General features: G+C 72.8%; 24 protein-coding genes. 14 read left to right on the top strand and 10 right to left on the bottom strand.

Annotated features, from left to right (window positions below; translation table 11 throughout):
• Positions 1–23: 23 nt before the first annotated feature.
• On the bottom strand, positions 24–827 hold the full coding sequence (locus ACIP9D_RS23615; RefSeq protein WP_350873027.1) for a TetR/AcrR family transcriptional regulator: 804 nt from the start codon (positions 825–827) through the stop codon (positions 24–26).
• A gap of 82 nt (positions 828–909) precedes the next feature.
• On the opposite strand from ACIP9D_RS23615, the gene ACIP9D_RS23610 reads away from it, so the two are divergent.
• Positions 910–2,475: an MFS transporter gene (locus ACIP9D_RS23610; RefSeq protein ID WP_350873026.1), complete on the top strand. Its 1,566-nt coding sequence runs from the start codon at positions 910–912 to the stop codon at positions 2,473–2,475.
• Positions 2,476–2,577: 102 nt separating this feature from the next.
• On the opposite strand, the gene ACIP9D_RS23605 is transcribed toward ACIP9D_RS23610, so the two are convergent.
• The 3 genes from ACIP9D_RS23605 to ACIP9D_RS23595 all read right to left on the bottom strand — a co-directional run bounded on the left by ACIP9D_RS23605 (position 2,578) and on the right by ACIP9D_RS23595 (position 5,277).
• Positions 2,578–3,081 carry a hypothetical protein gene (locus tag ACIP9D_RS23605; protein ID WP_350873025.1) on the bottom strand — a complete coding sequence of 168 codons (504 nt, stop codon included), beginning with the start codon at positions 3,079–3,081 and terminating at the stop codon, positions 2,578–2,580.
• Positions 3,082–3,156: 75 nt separating this feature from the next.
• Positions 3,157–4,788: a RecQ family ATP-dependent DNA helicase gene (locus ACIP9D_RS23600; protein WP_350873024.1), complete on the bottom strand. Its 1,632-nt coding sequence runs from the start codon at positions 4,786–4,788 to the stop codon at positions 3,157–3,159.
• A gap of 102 nt (positions 4,789–4,890) precedes the next feature.
• Positions 4,891–5,277, bottom strand: a complete 387-nt coding sequence (locus ACIP9D_RS23595) for a hypothetical protein (RefSeq protein ID WP_350873023.1) — start codon at positions 5,275–5,277, stop codon at positions 4,891–4,893.
• A gap of 230 nt (positions 5,278–5,507) precedes the next feature.
• On the opposite strand from ACIP9D_RS23595, the gene ACIP9D_RS23590 reads away from it, so the two are divergent.
• The 3 genes from ACIP9D_RS23590 (at position 5,508) to ACIP9D_RS23580 (ending at position 6,899) form a co-directional block, all read left to right on the top strand.
• Complete coding sequence (locus tag ACIP9D_RS23590; RefSeq protein WP_350873022.1) at positions 5,508–5,999, top strand: hypothetical protein; 492 nt, start codon at positions 5,508–5,510, stop codon at positions 5,997–5,999.
• Between the two features lie 64 nt (positions 6,000–6,063).
• Positions 6,064–6,621, top strand: coding sequence for a hypothetical protein (locus ACIP9D_RS23585; protein ID WP_350873021.1), 558 nt, complete (start codon positions 6,064–6,066; stop codon positions 6,619–6,621).
• Positions 6,618–6,899 carry a hypothetical protein gene (locus tag ACIP9D_RS23580; protein WP_350873020.1) on the top strand — a complete coding sequence of 94 codons (282 nt, stop codon included), beginning with the start codon at positions 6,618–6,620 and terminating at the stop codon, positions 6,897–6,899. Before ACIP9D_RS23585 ends, ACIP9D_RS23580 begins: the two co-directional genes overlap by 4 nt.
• Before the next feature lie 261 nt (positions 6,900–7,160).
• Here the strand turns inward: ACIP9D_RS23580 and ACIP9D_RS23575 are convergent, their stop codons facing one another.
• Positions 7,161–8,111: a TIGR03557 family F420-dependent LLM class oxidoreductase gene (locus tag ACIP9D_RS23575; RefSeq protein WP_350873019.1), complete on the bottom strand. Its 951-nt coding sequence runs from the start codon at positions 8,109–8,111 to the stop codon at positions 7,161–7,163.
• Between the two features lie 51 nt (positions 8,112–8,162).
• On the bottom strand, positions 8,163–8,288 hold the full coding sequence (locus tag ACIP9D_RS23570; protein WP_350873018.1) for a hypothetical protein: 126 nt from the start codon (positions 8,286–8,288) through the stop codon (positions 8,163–8,165).
• Positions 8,289–8,502: 214 nt separating this feature from the next.
• Here ACIP9D_RS23570 and ACIP9D_RS23565 point away from each other — a divergent pair, with 214 nt between their 5' ends.
• Positions 8,503–10,002 (top strand): glycoside hydrolase family 3 protein, encoded by a 1,500-nt coding sequence (locus tag ACIP9D_RS23565; RefSeq protein WP_350873017.1) that lies wholly within the window; start codon positions 8,503–8,505, stop codon positions 10,000–10,002.
• Between the two features lie 44 nt (positions 10,003–10,046).
• Here the strand turns inward: ACIP9D_RS23565 and ACIP9D_RS23560 are convergent, their stop codons facing one another.
• Both ACIP9D_RS23560 and ACIP9D_RS23555 read right to left on the bottom strand, forming a co-directional pair.
• The gene (locus ACIP9D_RS23560) at positions 10,047–10,334 is read right to left on the bottom strand and encodes a GNAT family N-acetyltransferase (protein WP_350873016.1); all 288 of its coding nucleotides are present in this window, start codon (positions 10,332–10,334) and stop codon (positions 10,047–10,049) included.
• Positions 10,331–11,557: a cysteine desulfurase-like protein gene (locus ACIP9D_RS23555; RefSeq protein ID WP_350873015.1), complete on the bottom strand. Its 1,227-nt coding sequence runs from the start codon at positions 11,555–11,557 to the stop codon at positions 10,331–10,333. The genes ACIP9D_RS23560 and ACIP9D_RS23555 overlap by 4 nt, the downstream gene beginning before the upstream one ends.
• 63 nt (positions 11,558–11,620) lie before the next feature.
• Here ACIP9D_RS23555 and ACIP9D_RS23550 point away from each other — a divergent pair, with 63 nt between their 5' ends.
• The 7 genes from ACIP9D_RS23550 (at position 11,621) to ACIP9D_RS23520 (ending at position 15,932) form a co-directional block, all read left to right on the top strand.
• A complete protein-coding gene (locus ACIP9D_RS23550; protein ID WP_350873014.1) occupies positions 11,621–11,989 on the top strand; it encodes a hypothetical protein in 369 nt (122 codons plus the stop codon).
• A 62-nt stretch (positions 11,990–12,051) separates the two neighbouring features.
• Positions 12,052–12,873, top strand: a complete 822-nt coding sequence (locus ACIP9D_RS23545) for a DUF1206 domain-containing protein (RefSeq protein WP_350873013.1) — start codon at positions 12,052–12,054, stop codon at positions 12,871–12,873.
• 80 nt (positions 12,874–12,953) lie between these two features.
• Positions 12,954–14,150: a mechanosensitive ion channel family protein gene (locus ACIP9D_RS23540; RefSeq protein ID WP_350873012.1), complete on the top strand. Its 1,197-nt coding sequence runs from the start codon at positions 12,954–12,956 to the stop codon at positions 14,148–14,150.
• Between the two features lie 249 nt (positions 14,151–14,399).
• Positions 14,400–14,834, top strand: a complete 435-nt coding sequence (locus ACIP9D_RS23535) for a phage holin family protein (protein ID WP_350873011.1) — start codon at positions 14,400–14,402, stop codon at positions 14,832–14,834.
• The gene (locus ACIP9D_RS23530) at positions 14,831–15,172 is read left to right on the top strand and encodes a DUF3618 domain-containing protein (protein ID WP_350873010.1); all 342 of its coding nucleotides are present in this window, start codon (positions 14,831–14,833) and stop codon (positions 15,170–15,172) included. The genes ACIP9D_RS23535 and ACIP9D_RS23530 overlap by 4 nt, the downstream gene beginning before the upstream one ends.
• Positions 15,169–15,441, top strand: coding sequence for a DUF4235 domain-containing protein (locus ACIP9D_RS23525; protein ID WP_350873009.1), 273 nt, complete (start codon positions 15,169–15,171; stop codon positions 15,439–15,441). Before ACIP9D_RS23530 ends, ACIP9D_RS23525 begins: the two co-directional genes overlap by 4 nt.
• A gap of 287 nt (positions 15,442–15,728) precedes the next feature.
• A complete protein-coding gene (locus tag ACIP9D_RS23520; protein WP_007075740.1) occupies positions 15,729–15,932 on the top strand; it encodes a cold-shock protein in 204 nt (67 codons plus the stop codon).
• A gap of 139 nt (positions 15,933–16,071) precedes the next feature.
• Here the strand turns inward: ACIP9D_RS23520 and ACIP9D_RS23515 are convergent, their stop codons facing one another.
• On the bottom strand, positions 16,072–16,266 hold the full coding sequence (locus ACIP9D_RS23515; RefSeq protein WP_350873008.1) for a hypothetical protein: 195 nt from the start codon (positions 16,264–16,266) through the stop codon (positions 16,072–16,074).
• A gap of 79 nt (positions 16,267–16,345) precedes the next feature.
• Entirely contained in the window at positions 16,346–17,329 is a 984-nt protein-coding gene (locus tag ACIP9D_RS23510; RefSeq protein WP_350873007.1) for an aldo/keto reductase, read from the bottom strand.
• Between the two features lie 83 nt (positions 17,330–17,412).
• Here ACIP9D_RS23510 and ACIP9D_RS23505 point away from each other — a divergent pair, with 83 nt between their 5' ends.
• Both ACIP9D_RS23505 and ACIP9D_RS23500 read left to right on the top strand, forming a co-directional pair.
• Positions 17,413–18,207 carry a trans-aconitate 2-methyltransferase gene (locus ACIP9D_RS23505; RefSeq protein ID WP_350873006.1) on the top strand — a complete coding sequence of 265 codons (795 nt, stop codon included), beginning with the start codon at positions 17,413–17,415 and terminating at the stop codon, positions 18,205–18,207.
• The gene (locus tag ACIP9D_RS23500) at positions 18,204–19,229 is read left to right on the top strand and encodes an adenosine deaminase (protein WP_350873005.1); all 1,026 of its coding nucleotides are present in this window, start codon (positions 18,204–18,206) and stop codon (positions 19,227–19,229) included. The genes ACIP9D_RS23505 and ACIP9D_RS23500 overlap by 4 nt, the downstream gene beginning before the upstream one ends.
• The last annotated feature ends 185 nt before the right edge of the window (positions 19,230–19,414 follow it).

The following is a 19,414-nucleotide window of genomic DNA, read 5'->3' as shown; positions in this document are numbered from 1 at the left end:
CGCAGCCCGGCCCGGTCGGCGGCTCAGCCCGTGGCCCGGCCGCGGCGGGTGGCGGGGCGGCCTCGGTCCGCGGCCCGGCTCGTCACCAGCGCCTCCACGCCGTCGAGCAGCCGCTCGAGACCGAAGTCGAACTCCTCGTCCGGGTCGTCGTCCCGTTCCAGTACGCCGGCGGCGATCACGGCGTGCAGCGCCGGGAAACGGGCCGGGTCGGCCACCCGGGCGACCAGCCGCGAGTACTCCGGCATGATCTCGTCCATCCGCCGGCCCGACGCGGCGCTCGCCTCCTGGACCTGCGCCATGAGCTGCGCCTCGTTGCGTACGTAGCCGGTGAGCAGCAGCATCACCGACATCTTCTCGGAGCCGGTCAGCCCGGTGCCGTCGAGGCAGCGCAGCCCGTCCTCCAGCCAGCCGAGCGTGTGCGGGGTGAGCGGCGGGCCGCTGACCGGGACCCGGACCACCCACGGATGCCGTTGCAGCGCCGCGCGTTCGGCCCAGGACCACCGGGCCAGCCCGGCTCGCCAGTCGGGCCCGGTCCCACCCGGGCCGGGCGGCTCGCCGTACGCGGCGTCCACCATCAGGGTGAGCAGCTCCTCCTTGGCGCCGACGTAACGGTAGAGGGCCATGGTCCCGGCGCCCAGCTCCTTGGCGACCCGGCTCATCGAGACGGCACCGAGCCCTTCGGCGTCGGCCACGGCGACGGCGGCGGCCACGATCCCGGCCAGCGTCAGCCCTGGTCGCGGCCCCTTGGGTGCGCGCTCGCGCAGCCCCCAGGCGGCCTCGATGACCGGCGGCAGCGGCGGGTCGGTCTCGTCATTTGTCGGCTCCACGATTCCTCCTTGCCGACACATCCTAGATCTGCGTATGGTCTACGCAATTAAGCGTACGCCATACGCAGAAGGAGCTCCCCTCATGACTTCGACCCCGCGCGCCGGACGCCGGGAGTGGATCGGGTTCAGCGTGCTGATGCTGCCCCTGCTCCTGGTCTCCATGGACGTCTCGGTGCTCTACTTCGCCGTACCGTTCATCAGCGCCGAACTGCGCCCGACCGGCACCGAACAGCTCTGGATCTTCGACATCTACGGCTTCGTCCTCGCTGGGCTGCTGATCACCATGGGCTCGCTGGGCGACCGGATCGGGCGACGCCGGCTGCTGCTCTGCGGCGCGCTGGCCTTCGGCGCGGCGTCGCTGCTCGCCGCGTACGCCGACAGCGCCGGCACGCTGATCGCCGCCCGCGCGCTGCTCGGCGTCGGTGGCGCCACCCTGATGCCGGCCACCCTCGCGCTGGTCCGCAACCTGTTCCACGACGAGAAGCAGCGCGGCACCGCCATCGCCATCTGGACCGCCACGCTCACCGGCGGCATCGCCATCGGCCCGGTGCTCAGCGGGATCCTGCTCGAGCACTTCTGGTGGGGCTCGATCTTCCTGATCAACCTGCCGGCGATGCTGATGCTGCTCCTGCTCGCCCCGGCGCTGGTGCCGGAGTTCCGGGATCCGGCCGCCGGCCGGTTCGACGTGCTCAGCTCGGTGCTCTCGCTCGGCGCGCTGCTGCCGGTCATCTACGGCGTCAAGGAACTCGCTCGCGCCGGCTGGGCGGCCGGCCCGGCCCTGGCCATCGTCGCCGGGCTGCTGGTCGGCGTGGTCTTCCTGCGCCGGCAGCGGCGGCTCACCCATCCGATGGTCGACCTCGCGCTGGTCCGCCGCCGGGCGGTCGGCGGGGCGCTCGCGGTCAACCTGGTCGCCATGTTCGCCATGGTCGGCTTCGCCATCTTCACCACCCAGCACCTGCAGTCGGTGCTCGGTTTCAGCCCGCTGCGCGCGGCACTGTGGAGCCTGCTGCCGTCCCTCGTGGTCGGTGGGGTCGCGCCGGTCGCCGCGGCGCTGGCCCGGCGGATCGACCGGGCGTACCTGATCGGGGCGGGCTTCGTCATCGCGGCCGGCGGCTTCGTACTGCTGACCCGGGTGCCGGTCGACGACGGCCTGGTCACCCTGCTGCTCGGCGCCAGCGTCTACGCCGCCGGCCTGGTGATGGTGATGTCGCTGGTCACCGAGCTGGTGCTCGGCGCGGCGCCGCCGGAGCGCGCCGGGGTGGCCTCGGCGCTGACCGAGTCGGGCAGCGAGCTGGGCGGCGCGCTGGGCATGGCCGTGCTGGGCAGCGTCGGCAACGCCGTCTACCGGCGGGAGGTGGTCGACGGGCTGCCGGGTGGCCTGCCGGCCGACGCGGTGGGCGCGGCCCAGGAGACCCTGGGCGGGGCGCTCGCGGTCGCCGGGAACCTGCCCGCCGACGCGGCTGCGGTGGTGCGGCACGCCGCAACGGCCGCGTTCACCGACGGCCTGCACCTGGCCGCCGGCGTCGCCGGCGCGCTGATGCTGCTCGCCGCCGCCCTGACCGTGGCAACGCTACGCGGAGTAACCCCCCATACCAAAGCCCCAGCCCCAACCCCGACCCCAACCCCAACCCCAACCCCCACGCGCTGACCGCACGCGCAGTCGATCATGCAGTTGTGGTGCCTCGCGAAAGGGGCGAAGGCGAAGACATCGCCCACCACAACTGCATGATCGACCGCGATGGGGAGGGGGTCAGTCGTTGAGGACGTGCGAGAGGCGGTCGCGGAAGCGGCGCTCGGAGTCGCTGACCACGTCGCCGCCGAGGCCGAGGATTCCTCCGGTGGAGGCCGCGCCGACCACCTGCTCGGCGATCTCCACCAGCCAGTGCTTGTACGCCCCCGCCTCGCCCTCGTCGACCCGGGCGGCCAGCAGCGCGGCGGCCTCGCCGGCCCGGCCGAGCACGTCGTCGATCATCGCCTTCGGGTCGGCGGGGGAGATGGCCGGCAGCTCCTCGCCCGCCTCCGGGTCGCCCACCCGGGTCACGATCTCGCCGGCCACCGCGGCGACCAGCGGGCTCGCCGACTCTCGGCCGGCGGCGATGGTCTCCAGGCCGGCCGCGTTCTCGGCCATGGTGCGCCGCGCGCCGTCGGACTCGGCCGCGCTCGCCGCGGTCAGCACCGACTGGGGTAGGCCGACGAGCAGCCCCCACTCCCCGTCGGAGAAACCGAACCCCGTGTACGCCGGCTGTTCGATCACGGCAACGCCCCTTCCAGCTGTCTGTCGCGGTACGTCCTCGGCGCGCTCCGGCAGCGGCGCGGCGCCCGGCTCAGGCTAGTCCAGCGTCAGCAGGCCCTGTTCGGACACCACGCGCACGGACAGCGTCTTGTACCCCACCTCGTCGAAGAGAACCGTCATCCGGTCCTCCTCGTAGTTGAGCACCAGCCCGGCGCCCCACTCGGGGTGGCGGACCTGGCTGTGCACCGGGAACGGCCCGACCGCGCCGTTGCCGGCGGTGCTGGTGCCAGCGTGGCAGTTGTCGCAGTGCCCGCAGACTGCGGTCATCTGCTCGCCGAAGTACGCCAGCAGGGCCTGCATCCGGCAGCCCGTGGTCTCGGCGAAGGCGCGCATCATGTCGGTCCGGGACCGTGTCACGCTCTGCTGCCGCTCCGCCTCCGCGAGCGCCGCCGCCGCGGCGTCCACCGGATCGGGGGAGTAGCGCGGGGCGCCGATGCGTCCCTTCGAGCGGGGCTCGGCGGCGCCGACGTGCTCCAGCAGCGACAGGTACTGGCCGAGCTTGCGCGGGCCGAGCCCGGTCAGCTCGCGCAGCTCCTTCTTGGTGCCCGGCTTCTTGCGCAGCAGCGCCGCCAGGTCGCGCAGCTCGCCCACGTCGGGCAGTCCGCCGGTGAAGAACCGTTGCAGGCCCACGTCCTCGGCCTGCCAGAGCAGCAGCAGCCGGGCCGGGTCGCCGTTGCGGCCGGCGCGGCCGATCTCCTGGAAGTAGCTGTCCGGTGAGTCGGGCAGGGCCATGTGGACCACCCAGGCGATGTTCGGCTTGTCGATGCCCATGCCGAACGCCGAGGTGGCCACCATGATCGGCACCTGGTCGGCGAGGAACGCCTCGTGCAGCTCGCCGCGCGCCCCGGCCGGCATCCCGCCGTGGTAGTACTGGGACGGGTAGCCGGCATCGGTGAGCTTCGCGGCCAGCTCCTCGGCGGCGCGCCGGGTGGGCACGTAGATGATGCCGGGCCGGGTGTCGTCGCGGAGCAGGGCGATGAGCCGCCGCCACCGGTAGTCCTCGGTGGGGCAGTAGGCGACCTCGAGGAAGAGGTTGGGCCGGTCCAGCCCGGAGACCACCACCTCGGGGTCGCGCAGCCGTAGCCGGGCGATGATGTCGTCGCGGACCGGCGGCGAGGCGGTGGCGGTCAGCGCCACCACTGGCGGCCGGCCGATCCCCTCGATCAGATGGCCGAGCGCCAGGTAGTCGGGCCGGAAGTCGTGCCCCCACGCCGAGATGCAGTGCGCCTCGTCGATCGCCACCAGGGCCGGCTTCAGCGACCGGACCTCGGCCATCCGGTCCGGGTTGCTGAGCTGCTCCGGGGTGATGAAGAGGAACTCGGCCCGGCCGGCCCGGATCTCCTCGATCGCCTCGGCCTGCTGGTTCGGGGTCTCGTCGGAGCTGATCCGCACCGCGCGCAGCTCCGGGCGCTGCCGCTCGTTGAGCGCCGCGATCTGGTCCTGCTGGAGGGCGAGCAGCGGCGAGATCACCACGGTCGGACCGGGGATCAGGCTGGCCGGGATCTGGTAGATCGCCGACTTGCCGGCGCCGGTGGGCAGCACCACCAGGGCGTCGCGGCGCTTCATGACCGCGCGCATGGCGGCCAACTGGTTGGGCCGCAGCGCGTTCCAGCCGAAGAGGCTCCGCGCCGCGCGGCGCAACGTCATCGAGTGCGTGGACAGCTTCATCGAGGGCCGGAGGTACCCGAGCTGATCAGCGCCGAAACACGTCCTTCCGCGTCGACAGCAGGGGTGTTCCACACCACTCTCACGGAAGCGTCGGCCACGGTGTCAGTAACCGTAGCGGGCGCGCAGATAGACGGCGAGATCCTCATCCTTCTCGCTCGCGACCACGTCGGCGGTCACCGGGTTGCCCGCCCTTCTGAACACCAGGTAGGAGTCCGCGTCGAGGCGCCATCCGAAGGTGTCCGGCACGGACGAGGCGGGGAACGGGAAGGCGGCGTCCGCCGGAGCCATGACGGCGGGCTGCGCCGGCGCGGCGGCGAATCCGCCCAGAATGCGGTCCAGACACTCCGGCGACGCGGTGAAGTGCAGGTAGAGCTCGCCCATCGGCCCGGTCATGTCCTCGACGTTGGCGTAGCGGAGACCGTCGACGTCGCACGGGAGGCTCAGCTGGTAGTGCGGCAGGATGTCGTCCTCGAAGTCACCCCGCGTCACCCCGAAGATCCCGTCCGGATGCCGGTAGGTAGGGCCGCGGCCCCCAGAAGTGGGCCGGGGGATAGAGCCACACCGCCAGCCCGACGGCCGCCAGCGCGGCCGCACCCCACCGCCACAATCGAGCCCGGTGCCACCAAGGGATCCCCGTCATGTCGAGCGACCCTATCCCCGAGGCGCAAACCTCGCGGCCTCACCAGAACCGTCGCCCAAACCTGTGTCAAACTCCGGCAATGCTCCGATCCGTAGAGATCAACACGGTCGTCGCCCTGCCGGAGTCGCCCTTCCACAACATCCATTGGCGCGACACACTGGAACTGAGTCTGGACTGCTTCATCTGCCAACGCAGTGGCCGCACCACCATCTTCGTCATGGGGGCGGAACGGGCCGTCTGTTCCGGCGACGACCAGACCGAGGAGCACTACACCGCCGGGCGGATCGCCGCGTTCGACCATACGCAGGAAGCCCGCCGAACCAGCCTTCGAGCCGTGGTCGACTACTGGTGGGCGCCCTTCCAGGATGCGAAGCGGGATGAGCCTGCCACCGCTCTCACCCGGAGACCGTGGGTCCGGCATCACCTCGGCTATTACTGCCCGGAGCAGAACAAGTCGGGCCAGCTCGCCATCCAGACGAACGAGATTCGGCCGGTCTCCGGCTCCTGTGAACACTGCTCCGCGCTCCTCGTCCAGAGCCGGGAGGCGCCGCACATTCGGCTGTTGACGTAGCTCGCCACAATCTGGCGGGCCGGTGATGTAGCTGTGGCAACCGAAGGCGTGAAGGGCGGGGACTGTGGGCGCCGATGCCGAGATATTCCTGTTCGACTACGAGCGCTACCGCGACAAGGTGGTGCCGGCGCTGACCGAGCTGCTGCGTACCGGAACGGTGGTGCCGTGGCTCGGCGACGTCTTCGAGTCCGCGACACCGATGGGTGAGTACGGCTACGACGTGACCTGGCCGCGGTTGGCCGCGCAGCTGCGTGAGCGGCCCGTGGACCTCGCCCGACACCGCACCTGGCTGGGTTCCGACCTGCGCTACATCGGCGAGCAACGGCCTGACCGATCCCTCGGGCACCAACGCAGCTGCCCGTCAGCCGGGCGCCCGGAGGGCGAGTGGTGTCGGTTACATCCGGACGACGGGCCGCATGCCATCGAGGAGCTGAACGCGCTCCACGAGGCGCTCGTGGCGCTGCACTGCCTCGGGCCCGCGCAGTTCCTCGGCCGTTCCGTCACCCCGGATTTCTACCTGCCGGTGCTCGAAGTCAGCGGGTTCCAGCCGAAGACCCGCTGCGGAGCCTGCTCACCGGGCTGGCCACCCGCGGTGCGGTGCTGGGTTACCAGTTCGGGGTGACGGAGGGCATCCACGGATGGCTGGACCTCCCCGAGACCGCCGAGCTGGCCGTACGCCTCGACCGACTGGACCTGCCCCGCTACGAGCCGACTCTCACCGCGATGACCGACCATGCGAAGCGCGATGGGTTCACGGCCGACGAATGGCGAGAAATGAGCCTGTCATTCGTACGCACCATGGCGACGATCGCCGCCGGCGAGGGTCGGGCGGTGCTGTGGGGCAACGACGTGTCACCCGGCACCTGGCGCGAGACCCTCGGCGCGGTCACGTCACCGTAGGCCGAGCCACTGCCGATTCCACGTCGGCGATCAGGTCCGGACGTCAGTCCGCTGTCGTCGTGCCGGCGGCGCTCCTAGGACCGGTGCGGTGGTCAGGCTCGGGTGGCGAGGTGGCCGACGAACCCCCGCCTGGCGACCCTTCAGGTCGAGGCGGCCGAACAGCTCGCAGAGGTGAACGAGACCGCCACCCCCGCTGCCCTCGGCCGACGCTTCATCGGCTGGGCCCGCGCCCGCTAGCCTCGCCCTGTTCCAGGGCGCGGCTCACCGGAAGCGGGGCAGGATCTCCCGCTGGTAGAGGTCGAACAGGCCCGTCCAGTTGGGCCCGGTGTTGGCCACGTAGATCTCGTCGAACCCGGCCTTGGCGTACTGGTCGATCATCTCCAGGTGCGCGTCGACGCTGTTGCCGCAGACGAACGTCTCCTTCATCATCTCCGGCTTGACCAGCTGCGCGGCCTGCTCGAAGTGGCGCGGTGAGGGGAGCACCTGGGACAGCTCACCGGGCACCCCGGAGTTCGGCCACCGCTCGTACGCGATCCGCATCCCCTCCTCCTCGCTGTCGGCGTACGCCGCCTTGAAGCCGGCCTGGCACGGCTTGTCGCCGCCCCCGCCGTCGCGGAAGCGCTGGACCAGCTCGGCGTCCGGGATGGTGCTGACGTAGCCGTCGCCGAGCCGGGCGGCGAAGTCGACGGCCTTCGGGCCGAAGCCGGAGATGTAGATCGGCGGCGGGGTGTCCGGCAGGGTGTAGATCCGGGCCTGCTCGACCGTGTAGTGCTTGCCGTGGTGGTTGACGAAGCCGCCGGCCCACAGATCACGCAGCACGCCGATCGCCTCCTCCAGCATCTCCAGCCGGACGTCGGTCTGCGGCCAGGCGTCGCCGAAGATGTGCTCGTTGAGCGCCTCGCCGGTGCCGACGCCGAGGACGAACCGGCCGGAGTGCAGCACCGCGCTGGTGGCCGCCGCCTGGGCGATGACCGCCGGGTGGATCCGGACGGTCGGGCAGGTGACCGCGGTCGTCACCGGGAGCCGGCAGACCTGGCTGAGTGCGCCGATCATCGACCAGACGAACGGGCTCTGCCCCTGGGCGTCGACCCAGGGGTGGTAGTGGTCGGAGATCCACAGCGCCTGGAAGCCGGCCTGTTCGGCGCCGCGAGCCTGCTCCAGCAGCTCGGCCGGCCCGTACTCCTCACTGGACAGGAAGTAACCGATCTTCATCGTGCCTCCTCGCACCGTCTACCCGGTCAACGAGGAAGGCGGTACCCCGGCTCAGCGCCGCCGGAACATCGCGCGGATCGCGGCCAGCAGCAACAGGCCGCCCACCACCAGCCCGAGCAGGCGTACGCCGGGGATCTCGGCCGGGCTGGTCGCGTCGGCCAGCAACGTCGGTTCCATCCCCGCACTCTGCCCACCGGAGGCCCCGGCCGGCAACTGTAAGGTTTATTGACTATTCGAACCCGCAGTGTGACCATGGCAGCACCGCCCGCCCGGGCGGACCGCCAGGCGCGGAAGAGTGGGGGTACGGGGGCCGCATGAGCGAGCGCGTGCAGCGGACGGTCGGGCGGGGCGCCGGGGCGCCCGCGAACGCCGACCGGCGGGAGGCGTCAGCATGAGCCTTCCGGCCGGCAACCTGGCCGCGCTCGCGGCCGCCGTCCTGCAACCCGGATTCGTCGGCGTCACGCCACCGCCCTGGGTCTGCCGGTGGCTCGGCGAAGGGCTCGGGTCGGTGGTGCTCTTCGCCCGCAACGTGGTCGACCCGGAGCAGGTCGCCGCGCTCACCGCCGCCTTGCGCGCGGAGCGTCCCGACATCATCGTCGCGATCGACGAGGAGGCCGGCGACGTCACCCGGATCGAATCCGGCCGGGGCAGCTCACGGCCGGGCAACTTCGCCCTCGGCGCGGTGGACGACCCGGAGCTGACCGAGGCGGTCGCCCGGGACCTCGGTGCCGATCTGGCCGGCCTCGGCATCACCCTGAACTACGCCCCGGACGCCGACGTGAACTCGAACCCGGCCAACCCGGTGATCGGGGTCCGCTCCTTCGGCGCGGACCCGGAGCTGGTCGCCCGGCACACGGCCGCCTGGGTGCGCGGGCTGCAGACCGGCGGGGTGGCGGCCTGCGCCAAGCACTTTCCCGGCCACGGCGACACCCGGGTGGACTCACACCATGACCTGCCGCTGATCGCCGGCGGCCGGGACCGACTGGACGGCACCGAGCTGGCCCCGTTCCGGGCCGCCGTGGCGGCCGGGGTGCAGGCGGTGATGACCGGCCATCTGCTGGTGCCGGCGCTGGATCCGGAGCTGCCGGCCACGTTGAGCCCGCGCATCCTCGGCGGGCTGCTCCGCGACGAACTCGGCTTCTGCGGCGTGGTGGTCACCGACGCCGTGGAGATGCGGGCGGTCGCCGACCGGTACGGCTTCGCCGGCGCCACGGTCCGGGCCCTCGCGGCCGGTGCGGACGCGATCTGCATCGGTGGCGAGCGGGCCGACGAGGCCGCCGCTTCGGAGTTGCGGGACGCCATCGTCGCCGCGGTGATCGCCGGCGAACTGCCGGAGGAGCGGCTCGCCGAGGCGGCCAAGCGGGTCGGGCAGCTCGCCGCCTGGAGCGTCGCCGCCCGCGCCGAGTTGCCCGGCCGGGCCGGCCACCGGGCCGACGGCTCGCACGTGGGGCTGGTCGCCGCCCGCCGCGCCCTGCGGATCACCGCGACGCCGGCCGCCGCCCGGCGGATCCCGCTGACCACCCCGGCCTACGTGGTGGAGTTCGAACCGCCGCGCAACATCGCGATCGGGGCCGAGACGCCGTGGGGGATCGGCGCGCCGCTCACCGACCTGCTCCCCGGCACCGTCACCCACCGCTATGCCGAGGCGGAGGTGCCGGCCGACCCGATCACCGGGGCGGGCGCGCGGCCGGTGGTGCTGGTGGTCCGCGACCTGCACCGGCACGACTGGATGCGCGACGCGGTCGGCCGGGCGCTGGCCGCCCGACCGGACGCGGTGGTGGTCGAGCTGGGCGTGCCCGAGCTGGTCACCGGCACCGTGCACGTGGCGACGCACGGGGCCACCCGGGCCAGCGCGCGAGCGGCCGCCGAGCTGCTCGTCGGCGCCGCCTGAGGCGGCCGTCCCGGCCGCCGGCAACGGCCTCAGGCGCTCAGCGGTCAGGGCTGGACGGCCACCATGGTCGCGTACTCGGGGTGCCGGTCGATGAAGGCGGCCATGAACCGGCACACCGGGACGATCTTGCCACCGCGCTCACGCACCTCATCGAGGGTCTGGCGGACCAGCGCCGCTCCGACGCCCATGTTCTGGAACCGGGGATCCACCTCGGTGTGGGTGAAGACCAGCAGTTCGCCCCGCGGCTCGTACGCGGTGAACCCGGCCAGCGCGTCGTCGACCAGGATCTCGAACCGGTGCTTGGCGGGGTTGTCCTCGACCAGGGTGCTCACCCCGCCATTGTCCCCGCCCCGCCGGCCAGCCGGTCCAGTTCGCCGAGCAACCGGTCGACCTCGTCGGCCGTGTTGTAGTGGTAGATGCTGGCCCGCACCGCGCCGCCGCTGTCCCGCAGCCCCATCGCGGTGAAGTACTCGTAGGCGTAGTAGTCGCCGGCGGAGAGGCAGACGCCGACGGCGCCGAGCGCCGCCTGGGTCTGCGCCGGGGACATCCCGGCGAGCCGGAACGAGACGGTGGGCCAGCGCCGGGCCGGTGAGCCGTAGACGGTGACCGCGGGCCGCGCGGCGAGCCCGGCGAGGAGTCGGTCCAGCAGCGCCTCCTCGTGCGCCTGCGCGGCGGTCAGCCCGGCCCGGACCCGGGCCCGCCGGTCGCCGGTCGCCGCCGGATCCAGCCCGGCCAGGTGGTCCACCGCGGCGGCCACCCCGGCGAGCAGCGGAAAGCTCGGTGTGCCGTACTCGAAGCGCTCCGGAACCGCGTCGGAGGAGGGGATCAGCTTCGCCGGGCGCAGCGCCGCCCAGAACGCCGGGTCGGCCACCATCGCGGCGAGGTGCGGCCCCGACCACTTGTAGGCGCTGGTGACCAGCACGTCCGCGCCGAGCGTCGCCAGGTCGGTCGGCGCGTGCGGCACCGCGTGCACGCCGTCCGCGACGACCAGCGCGCCGACCGCGTGCGCGGTCTTGGCGATCGCCGGCACGTCCGGGACGGTGCCGATCGCGTTGCAGCCGGCGGTCACCGCGACCAGCCGGGTCCGCTCGGTGACCAGGTCGGCGTACTGGTCGGCGGGCAGCTCGCCGGTGGCCCGGTCGAACTCCGCCCACCGCACGGTCGCCCCGGCGGCCTCGGCGGCCTGCACCCAGGGCCGTACGTTCGCGTCGTGGTCGAGCCGGGAGAGGACCACCTCGTCGCCGGGGCGCCAGCCGGCGCCGAGGGTGCGGGCCAGGGTGTAGAGCAGCGCGGTCGCGCTCGGCCCGAGCACCACCCCGGCCGGGTCGCCGCCGACCAGGTCGGCCACCGCCGACCGCGCCCCGGCCACCAGGTCCAGCGATCGCTGGCCGGGGCGGAAGGCGGTGCTGCGGTTGCCGGTCGCGGCGCGCATCGCCGCGGTGACGGCGTCGATCACCGACCCGGCGGCCTGGGTGCCACCGGCACCGTCGAGGTGGACGAAGCCCTCGGCCAGGGCGGGGTAACCGGCCCGGACCCGGGTGATGTCGAACGGCATGTCGCCGACCCTATCCGCCGTCGCCGCCCGGCCCGTTCGCGGGCGTCTCGTACCCTTGGCCGGGTGACGAATCGACTCGGCAACTCCCCGCTGACCCCCACCCGCCGCGCCGCCGGCCTGTTGGCCGGCCTGGCGCTCGGCGTCGCCGTGCTGGCCGGCTGCAGCTCAGAGGGCGCCTCCACCGACTGCAGTCTCGCCGGCTCCTGCACGGTCACCTTCCAGCGTGGCGTCGACGCGAGCGCCAACATCCTCGGCGTCGAGGCCAAGCTGGTCGGCGCGCAGGACGACCAGGTGACCGTCGAGGTCGCCGGCGAGCAGGTCACCCTGATCACGGGCCAGCAGGCGGCCGAGGTCGCGGGCCTCGCGGTCACCCTCGACAGCGTCAGCGACCAAGAGGTCAAGATCCGCGTTTCGCAGAATTCCGGCAGCTGACAGCGCCGCGGGCGGCGGTGGCCGACGTTTGGGGATCTTCGCATTCGGAGATTGAGGGCGGCATGTCTCTCACCCGGAACGCCGAAGCCACCGCCGCCCGTACGGCGAACAGCAGGTGGCTGGAACTCCTCGCCCGGGCCGGATTCATCGGCTACGGCATCGTGCACCTTCTGTTCGCCTGGCTGGCACTGCAGATCGCGTTCGGCAAGTCCGCCGACGACGGCGACCAGTCCGGCGCCCTGCGTACCCTCGCCGAGCAGCCGCTGGGCAAGTTCCTGGTCATCGCGACCGCCGTCGGCCTGCTCGCGATGGCGATCTGGCAGGCCCTGGAGGCCGCGGTCGGGCACCGTGCCGAGCGCGGCAAGGAACGCGTGTGGGAGCGGCTCGCCTCGGCCGGCCGCACGCTGGTCTACCTCTACTTCGCCTGGACGGCCTACAAGGTCTTCTCGGACGCCGGCTCGAACTCCGCCGACAAGCAGGAGGCGCTCACCGGGCAGGCGATGCACTCCACCGGCGGTCGCTGGCTGGTCGGGCTCGCCGGGCTGATGCTCGCCGGGATCGGCGTCGGTCTGGTGATCTACGGCCTGGTCAAGCGCTTCGAGAAGCACCTGAAGACCGGCGAGATGAGCCCGCGGACCCGCAAGACCGCCCGCCGGCTGGGCATCGCCGGCTACGTGGCCAAGGGCATCGCGTACGGCATCGCCGGGGTGCTCGTCGTCGTGGCCGCGGTGACCTACGACCCGGAGAAGGCCCGCGGCCTGGACGCCGCGCTGCGTACGCTGCGCGAGCAGTCCTACGGCACCCTGCTGCTGACCCTGGTCGCCCTCGGCATCGCGGCCTTCGGCGTCTTCTGCTTCCTCCAGTCCCGCTACCGCAAGGTCTGAACTGGTCGATACCGGTGATGCCGGGCACGATAGGGGTTTTGCCCGAGGCCCCTCGCGCCCGGCCCGGAGGGAGAGAGTCTGTGCAGAGTTACCTCGGGACGGTCGTCGTCGCGCTCGCCGCGGCGGCGATCGCCCTTCTCGTGGTGGCGGTGGTGCACGGGATGACCCGGCGCTTCGGTCGCCGGTCGCGGCTGATGACCGAGCTCACCGACCACGCCCACCGCCCGTTCCAGGTGGCCGCCACCGTGCTGGCGGTCCAGTTCGCCGTCCGGTTCAGCACCGGCTACGCGGTCGGCACCTCGTGGCGGCGCACGCTGCTGCACCTGCTGGTGCTGGCCGTCATCGCCAGCGCCGCCTGGCTGGTCGCCGCGCTGCTGGTGGTGGTCGAGGACACCGCGCTGGCCCGTTTCCGGGTCGACGTGCCCGACAACCGGCACGCCCGCCGGGTGCGTACCCAGGTGGTGATGCTGCGCCGGCTGACCATCGCGGTGATCGTGATCCTGGCGGTCGGCGTGATGCTGATGACCTTCCCCAGCGTGCGAGGCATCGGCGCCGGCGTGCTCACCAGCGCCGGTGTGGTCGGTGTGGTCGCCGCGCTGGCCGCGCAGAGCCTGCTCGGCAACGTCTTCGCCGGGCTCCAGCTGGCCTTCAGCGACGCGGTACGGCTCGACGACGTGGTGGTCGTCGAGGGGGAGTGGGGACGGATCGAGGAGCTGACCCTCAGCTACGTGGTGGTGCAGATCTGGGACGACCGCCGGCTGATCCTGCCCACCTCGTACTTCACCAGCAAGCCGTTCCAGAACTGGACCCGGACCGAGGCGGCGGTGCTCGGCACGGCCGAGTTCGACGTCGACTGGGCGATCCCGGTGCAGGCGATGCGCGAGGAGCTGCGCCGCCTGGTCGAGAGCACCGAGCTCTGGGACGGCCGGGTCTGCGTCCTGCAGGTGACCGACGCGACCGGTGGCACGATCCGGGTCCGGGCGCTGGTGAGCGCCGCCGACGCCGGCAGCCTCTGGGATCTGCGCTGCCTGGTCCGCGAGCACCTGGTCGCCTGGGTGCGCGACCAGCGTCCGATGGCGATGCCCCGGATCCGCACCGAGGTCGGCGACGCCGGCAGCCAGTTGCCGTGGCAGTGGGTGCAGCCTCGCCGCCCGGCCCGGCGGCTCGCCGACGGCGACGTGCCCGACGACGCCCGGCTCTTCGGCGGCAGCGATGACGGGGACGCCCGCAGCGAGGCCTTCGTCGGCCCGGACGAGCCCGCCGAGTCCCGCCGCTGACCCGACGGTCTCCGACGCCCCCGGCCCGACGGCCGGGGGCGTCCACGTTTCCTGCCGAAGGGTGACGGCGTTTTCCGTGACGGGGGGACTGAGCCGGCCCGCGAGGAGTCGCCCGATCCGGGAGGTTTGACCGCGCGGTGACGGGGGACGTGCTGCCGGACGTCTAGCTCCGAATCCGGCGGTCCACGCACAGGATTGGCGCGCGGCGACTCCGGGCATACAGCGCGGTGACGACGAAAGGAGGACAGCATGGCTGACGTGGCGAACGCCCGCACATCCCGCAACGGGAGCGAGCCCTCCACCGCCGAGCTGGTGCAGCGGGCGACCGAGCAGGTCTCCCGGCTGGTGCGGGACGAGCTGGCGCTGGCCAAGGCGGAGTTGACCAAGAAGGGCAAGCACGCCGGCATCGGCCTCGGCCTCCTTGGCGGCGGCGGTGCGCTGGCGTTCTACGGCCTGGGTGCGCTCTGCATCGCCGTGGGGCTGCTGCTGGATCTGGTGCTGCCAGGCTGGGCCGCCGCGCTGATCGTCGCGGCCGGCCTCTTCTTCGTCGCCGGCATCATGGCCCTGGTCGGCGCGCTGCAGGTCCGCCGGGCGGTCCCGCCGGTACCGGCGGCGACGGTCCGCAGCCTGCGGGCAGACGTGGACACGGTCGCCGCCGCGGTGAAGGACAGGGGACGGTCATGACAGGTAACGGGCGGGGTGACACCGAGGCGCTCCGCGAGGAGATCCGGCGGACCCGGGTGGAGCTGGGCGAGACGATGGAGGCGCTGGCCGCGAAGGCCGACGTCAAGGCCCGGCTGCGGGAGTCGGCCGACCACGCGAAGCAGCGGATGCGGGAACAGGCCGCGGAGACCGTGGCCCGGGTACGCGGGCAGGCGGCGCAGAAGGCCCAGGTGGCCCGCGCCCAGGCGCATGAGAAGAGTGGCAGCCTCCGGGACAGCCCGGTGCCGTGGGCCGCGGTCGCGGCCGGCGCGGTGGCCACCATGATCGTGCTGTTGATCATCCAAGGGAGGCGCAGGTGAGCAAGGCCATCGGCAGGGCCGCGTACCGGCCGGTCGGCGTGCTGCTGGGCATCGCGGCCGGCACGGTAGCCGGCGCGATCTTCCGCCAGGTCTGGAAGATGACCGCGGGCGACGGCGAGGCGCCCAGCGCCACCGACGAGGACCGGCGCTGGGGCGAGATCCTCGCCGCCGCGGCGTTGCAGGGCGCCATCTTCGCGGTCGTCCGGGCGGCGGTGGACCGGGGCGGCGCGGTGGGCGTCCGGCGGCTCACCGGGCGCTGGCCGGACTGACCGGACATCGAGCGGGGCCCCCTCTCCGGACAGCCGTGGAGGGGGCCTTTCGCATGCCGTGCACCGCCACCCAGCGGGTCTCAGACATCCGTCAGGTCACATGTCGGAGAAATTCGTCGCTTAGGTCGTGCAGAGTTTTTGCGTACGTGATTTGCTGTCTCGGCTGTTGCGAGATGGCGTGGGTTGAGAGAAGTCTCCTTCGTGGGGGCCGCCTCAGGCGCCGCTGCTCGAAAACGGCCAATCGGCCGCACGGCGTGCAAGGCCGCCAGTTTTAGAAGGAGATACACATGGCGCAGGGAACCGTGAAGTGGTTCAACGCTGACAAGGGCTTCGGCTTCATCACCGTCGACGGCGGGGGTGCTGACGTGTTCGTCCACTTCTCGGCCATCCAGACCAGCGGCTACCGCACGCTGGAGGAGAACCAGCGGGTGGAGTTCGAGATCGCTCAGGGTCAGAAGGGCCCGCAGGCTGAGCAGGTCCGCCCCATCTGAGCACTACCGGCCGGCCCCCGCCGGCCAACGGGCCGATCCACTTTCGGATCGACAGTGGAGCCCCGCATCCCGGCCCCGGGATGCGGGGTTTTCCCGTTGACCCACATCGTCTCCCGGCGCTACTCCGGTGACGGTCGGGTCAGGACCGGCGGCGGGCCCGCAGGCCGAGCCAGAGCACCACCAACCCGGCCAGCGCCACCACCGGCCCGATCACCACCCAGATCCGCTCACCGGTCATCACGCTCCCGCTGACGAAGCCGAGACCCTGGACCGTCCAGACCGCACCGATCACCACCGCCAGCACGCCGAGCGTGAGCGGGAACCAACCCCTCATCGCGTCCCCCTCTCCCCGCACCCCGGGCCTCCAGCATCCCCGGCCGGCGCGCCCGCGGCGAGCACCCGCGGTGGGCGGGTCACCACCGGTCGTGCACTTGGGGGCGGATCAGCTCGTCGTAGACCTCGCGGACGCCGGTCAGTTGCTCCTCGGTGAGCGGCGGCAACTCGGCCGCGGCCACGTTGCGCCGGGCCTGCCCGGAGTCGCGGGCGCCCGGGATGACCACCGTGACCCCGGGCTGGTCCAGCACCCATCGCAGCGCGAACTGCGCCATGGTGCGCTCCGCGCCGACCAGCGGCGTCAGCCGCCGCACCGCGGCCAGCCCCAGGTCGAAGTCGACCCCGGAGAACGTCTCGCCCACGTCGAACGCCGCACCGTGCCGGTTGTAGCTGCGGTGGTCGTCCGCCGGGAAGGTGGTGTGCTCGTCGTACCGGCCGGAGAGCAGGCCGCTGGCGAGCGGCACCCGGGCGATGATGCCGACTCCGGCCGCGGCGGCCGCCGGCAGGACCTGCTCCAGCGGCTTGTGCCGCAGCGCGTTGAGGATGATCTGGACGCTCGCCACGCCGGGCCGGGCGATCGCGGTGAGCGCCTGGTCGCAGGTCTCCACGCTCACTCCGTAGCCGGCGATCGCCTTCTCGGCCACGAGCGTGTCCAGGGCGTCGAATACCGCGTCGTCGGCGAACACGGCGGTGGGCGGGCAGTGCAGCTGGACCAGGTCCAGGGTGTCCACCCCGAGGTTGCGCCGGGACCGGTCGGTCCACTCCCGGAAGTGCGCCAGGGTGTACGCCTCCGGCCGCTGCTCGACCCGGCGGCCCATCTTGGTGGCCACGGTGAGCGCGGCGTCCGGCCGGGTGCGCAGGAAGCGACCGATCAGCCGTTCGCTGCGACCGTCGCCGTAGACGTCGGCGGTGTCCAGGAAGGTGACCCCGGCGTCAACGGCGGTGGCGAGGATCGCCATCGCGTCGTCTTCACTCACCGTGCCCCAGTCGGCGCCGAGCTGCCAGGCGCCGAGGCCGACGATGCCGACGGTCCGGCCGAGCCGGTCGAAGGTGCGCTGCTCCATGCACTGAGCCTAGTGATCGCCTTGCCCGGCCGCCCACCGGGCCGTACGGTCAACAAGACGGACGTACGGTTTGGGAGGCGGCCATGTGGGATCCGGCGACGTACCTGCGCTACGGCGACGAGCGGTCCCGGCCGTTCCACGACCTCCTCGCCCGGATTCCCACCGAGCGGCCGCGGACGGTGGTCGACCTCGGCTGTGGTCCCGGCCAGCTAACCGCGACCCTGGCGACCCGCTGGCCGGGCAGCCGGGTGCTCGGGCTGGACTCCTCACCCGAGATGATCGAGAAGGCCCGCGAGCTGGGCGCACCGGTCGAGTTCGCCGTCGGCGACGTGCGTGACTGGCGGCCCGGGCCCGACGCCGACGTGGTGATGAGCAACGCGGTCCTCCAGTGGGTCCCCGGTCACCAGGAGCTGCTGGGCCGCTGGGCGCGGGAGTTGCCCGTCGGAGCCTGGCTGGCGGCGCAGGTGCCGGGCAACTTCGACGCGCCCTCGCACCGGGCGCTGCGCGAGGTCGCCGGTCGGCCGGCCTGGCGGGCCGAGCTGCTTCCGCTGCTGCGTGCGGCCCCGGTCGACGACCCGGCCGACTACGCCGCGCTGCTGACCGGTGCCGGCTGCGCGGTCGACGCCTGGGAGACTACCTACGTGCACCTGCTCCCCGCCGGCGCCGACGCCGCGCACCCCGTGCTCGCCTGGATGGAGGGCACCGCGCTGCGCCCCGTCCGCGCGGCGCTGGACGCCGCGCGGTGGGCCGACTTCCGGGCCGAGCTCGAGGTACGCCTCGCCGAGGCGTACCCGGCGCGCCAGGGCCAGGTGTACTTCCCGTTCCGCCGAGTCTTCGTCGTCGCCCGTACCGGCGCCCGTGCCGAGGAGAACCTGTGACCGATCTGTCCACCTTCATCGCCGGACTGCCCAAGGTGGAGCTGCACGTGCACCACGTGGGCTCCGCCTCACCCCGGATCGTCGCCGAACTGGCCGCCCGCCACGAGGGGCGCAGCCCGGTGCCGGCGGATCCGGCGGCGCTGGCCGACTACTTCGCGTTCCGGGACTTCGCCCATTTCATCGAGGTCTACCTCAGCGTCGTCGACCTGATCCGCGATCAGGAGGACGTCTGGATCCTCACCCACGAGGTGGCTCGTGAGCTGGCCCGCCAGCAGGTCCGCTACGCGGAGCTGACCATCACCCCGTACTCGCACGTGCACCGGGGCATCCCCGCGCCGGCGTTCTGCGAGGCGATCGAGGACGCCCGCAAGCGGGCCGAGGCCGACTTCGGCATCGAGCTGCGGTGGTGCTTCGACATCCCGGGCGAGGCGGGGCTGCCGGCGGCCGAGGAGACCCTGCGCATCGCGCTGGAGGAGCGCCCGGACGGGCTGATCAGCTTCGGCCTGGGCGGGCCGGAGATCGGCGTGCCCCGGCCGCAGTTCAAGCCGTACTTCGACCAGGCCCGGGCGGCCGGGCTGCGGTCGGTGCCGCACGCCGGCGAGACCACCGGCCCGCAGACCGTCTGGGACGCGCTGCGCGAGCTCGGCGCGGAGCGGATCGGGCACGGCATCTCCGCCGCCGACGACCCGGAGCTGCTGACCTACCTCGCCGAGCGGCGCATCGCCCTGGAGGTCTGCCCCACCTCCAACGTACGCACCCGCGCCGTGACCGGCCTCGACGCGCACCCGCTGCCCCGGCTGGTCGACGCAGGGGTGCTGGTCACCATCAACTCCGACGACCCGCCGATGTTCGGCACCACCCTCAACGACGAGTACGCGGTGGCGGCCCAGCTGCTGCGGGTCGGACCGGAGGGGATCGCCGCGCTGGCCCGCGACGCCGTCACGGCCTCGTTCCTGGACCCGGCCGGCAAGCAGCGGATCACCGCCGAGATCGACGCGTACCTGGCCACGGCCGGGCGCTGACCACGGCGGGCGGAACGGCGAGGAGGAGGGCGCGCGGCGGGAGCTGGTGTGGGGGGACCTGTCTCCCGCCGCGCGCGCGGCTCCACCGACCGGTGGGTGCGCGAGGCGCTGGCCGGTGGAACTGATGGGTTCGTACCGGAATCCTGTCAGCCGCCGGCCCGGTCCGCGCCGTCGTTAACCCGGAT

This window comes from Micromonospora sp. NPDC093243 (assembly GCF_044753725.1).
Lineage (GTDB): Bacteria > Actinomycetota > Actinomycetes > Mycobacteriales > Micromonosporaceae > Micromonospora.
This window is presented reverse-complemented; position numbering and strand designations above follow the sequence as displayed.

What these genes read in the sequence shown, in the direction of transcription:
- ACIP9D_RS23515 (WP_350873008.1), bottom strand. Translation starts at nt 16,266, where the DNA reads ATGAGGGGTTGGTTCCCGCTCACGCTCGGCGTGCTGGCGGTGGTGATC.
- ACIP9D_RS23530 (WP_350873010.1), top strand. Translation starts at nt 14,831, where the DNA reads ATGACAGGTAACGGGCGGGGTGACACCGAGGCGCTCCGCGAGGAGATC.
- ACIP9D_RS23545 (WP_350873013.1), top strand. Translation starts at nt 12,052, where the DNA reads ATGTCTCTCACCCGGAACGCCGAAGCCACCGCCGCCCGTACGGCGAAC.
- ACIP9D_RS23600 (WP_350873024.1), bottom strand. Translation starts at nt 4,788, where the DNA reads ATGAAGCTGTCCACGCACTCGATGACGTTGCGCCGCGCGGCGCGGAGC.
- ACIP9D_RS23610 (WP_350873026.1), top strand. Translation starts at nt 910, where the DNA reads ATGACTTCGACCCCGCGCGCCGGACGCCGGGAGTGGATCGGGTTCAGC.
- ACIP9D_RS23520 (WP_007075740.1), top strand. Translation starts at nt 15,729, where the DNA reads ATGGCGCAGGGAACCGTGAAGTGGTTCAACGCTGACAAGGGCTTCGGC.
- ACIP9D_RS23505 (WP_350873006.1), top strand. Translation starts at nt 17,413, where the DNA reads ATGTGGGATCCGGCGACGTACCTGCGCTACGGCGACGAGCGGTCCCGG.
- ACIP9D_RS23575 (WP_350873019.1), bottom strand. Translation starts at nt 8,111, where the DNA reads ATGAAGATCGGTTACTTCCTGTCCAGTGAGGAGTACGGGCCGGCCGAG.
- ACIP9D_RS23535 (WP_350873011.1), top strand. Translation starts at nt 14,400, where the DNA reads ATGGCTGACGTGGCGAACGCCCGCACATCCCGCAACGGGAGCGAGCCC.
- ACIP9D_RS23570 (WP_350873018.1), bottom strand. Translation starts at nt 8,288, where the DNA reads ATGGAACCGACGTTGCTGGCCGACGCGACCAGCCCGGCCGAGATCCCC.
- ACIP9D_RS23565 (WP_350873017.1), top strand. Translation starts at nt 8,503, where the DNA reads ATGAGCCTTCCGGCCGGCAACCTGGCCGCGCTCGCGGCCGCCGTCCTG.
- ACIP9D_RS23590 (WP_350873022.1), top strand. Translation starts at nt 5,508, where the DNA reads ATGCTCCGATCCGTAGAGATCAACACGGTCGTCGCCCTGCCGGAGTCG.
- ACIP9D_RS23555 (WP_350873015.1), bottom strand. Translation starts at nt 11,557, where the DNA reads ATGCCGTTCGACATCACCCGGGTCCGGGCCGGTTACCCCGCCCTGGCC.
- ACIP9D_RS23510 (WP_350873007.1), bottom strand. Translation starts at nt 17,329, where the DNA reads ATGGAGCAGCGCACCTTCGACCGGCTCGGCCGGACCGTCGGCATCGTC.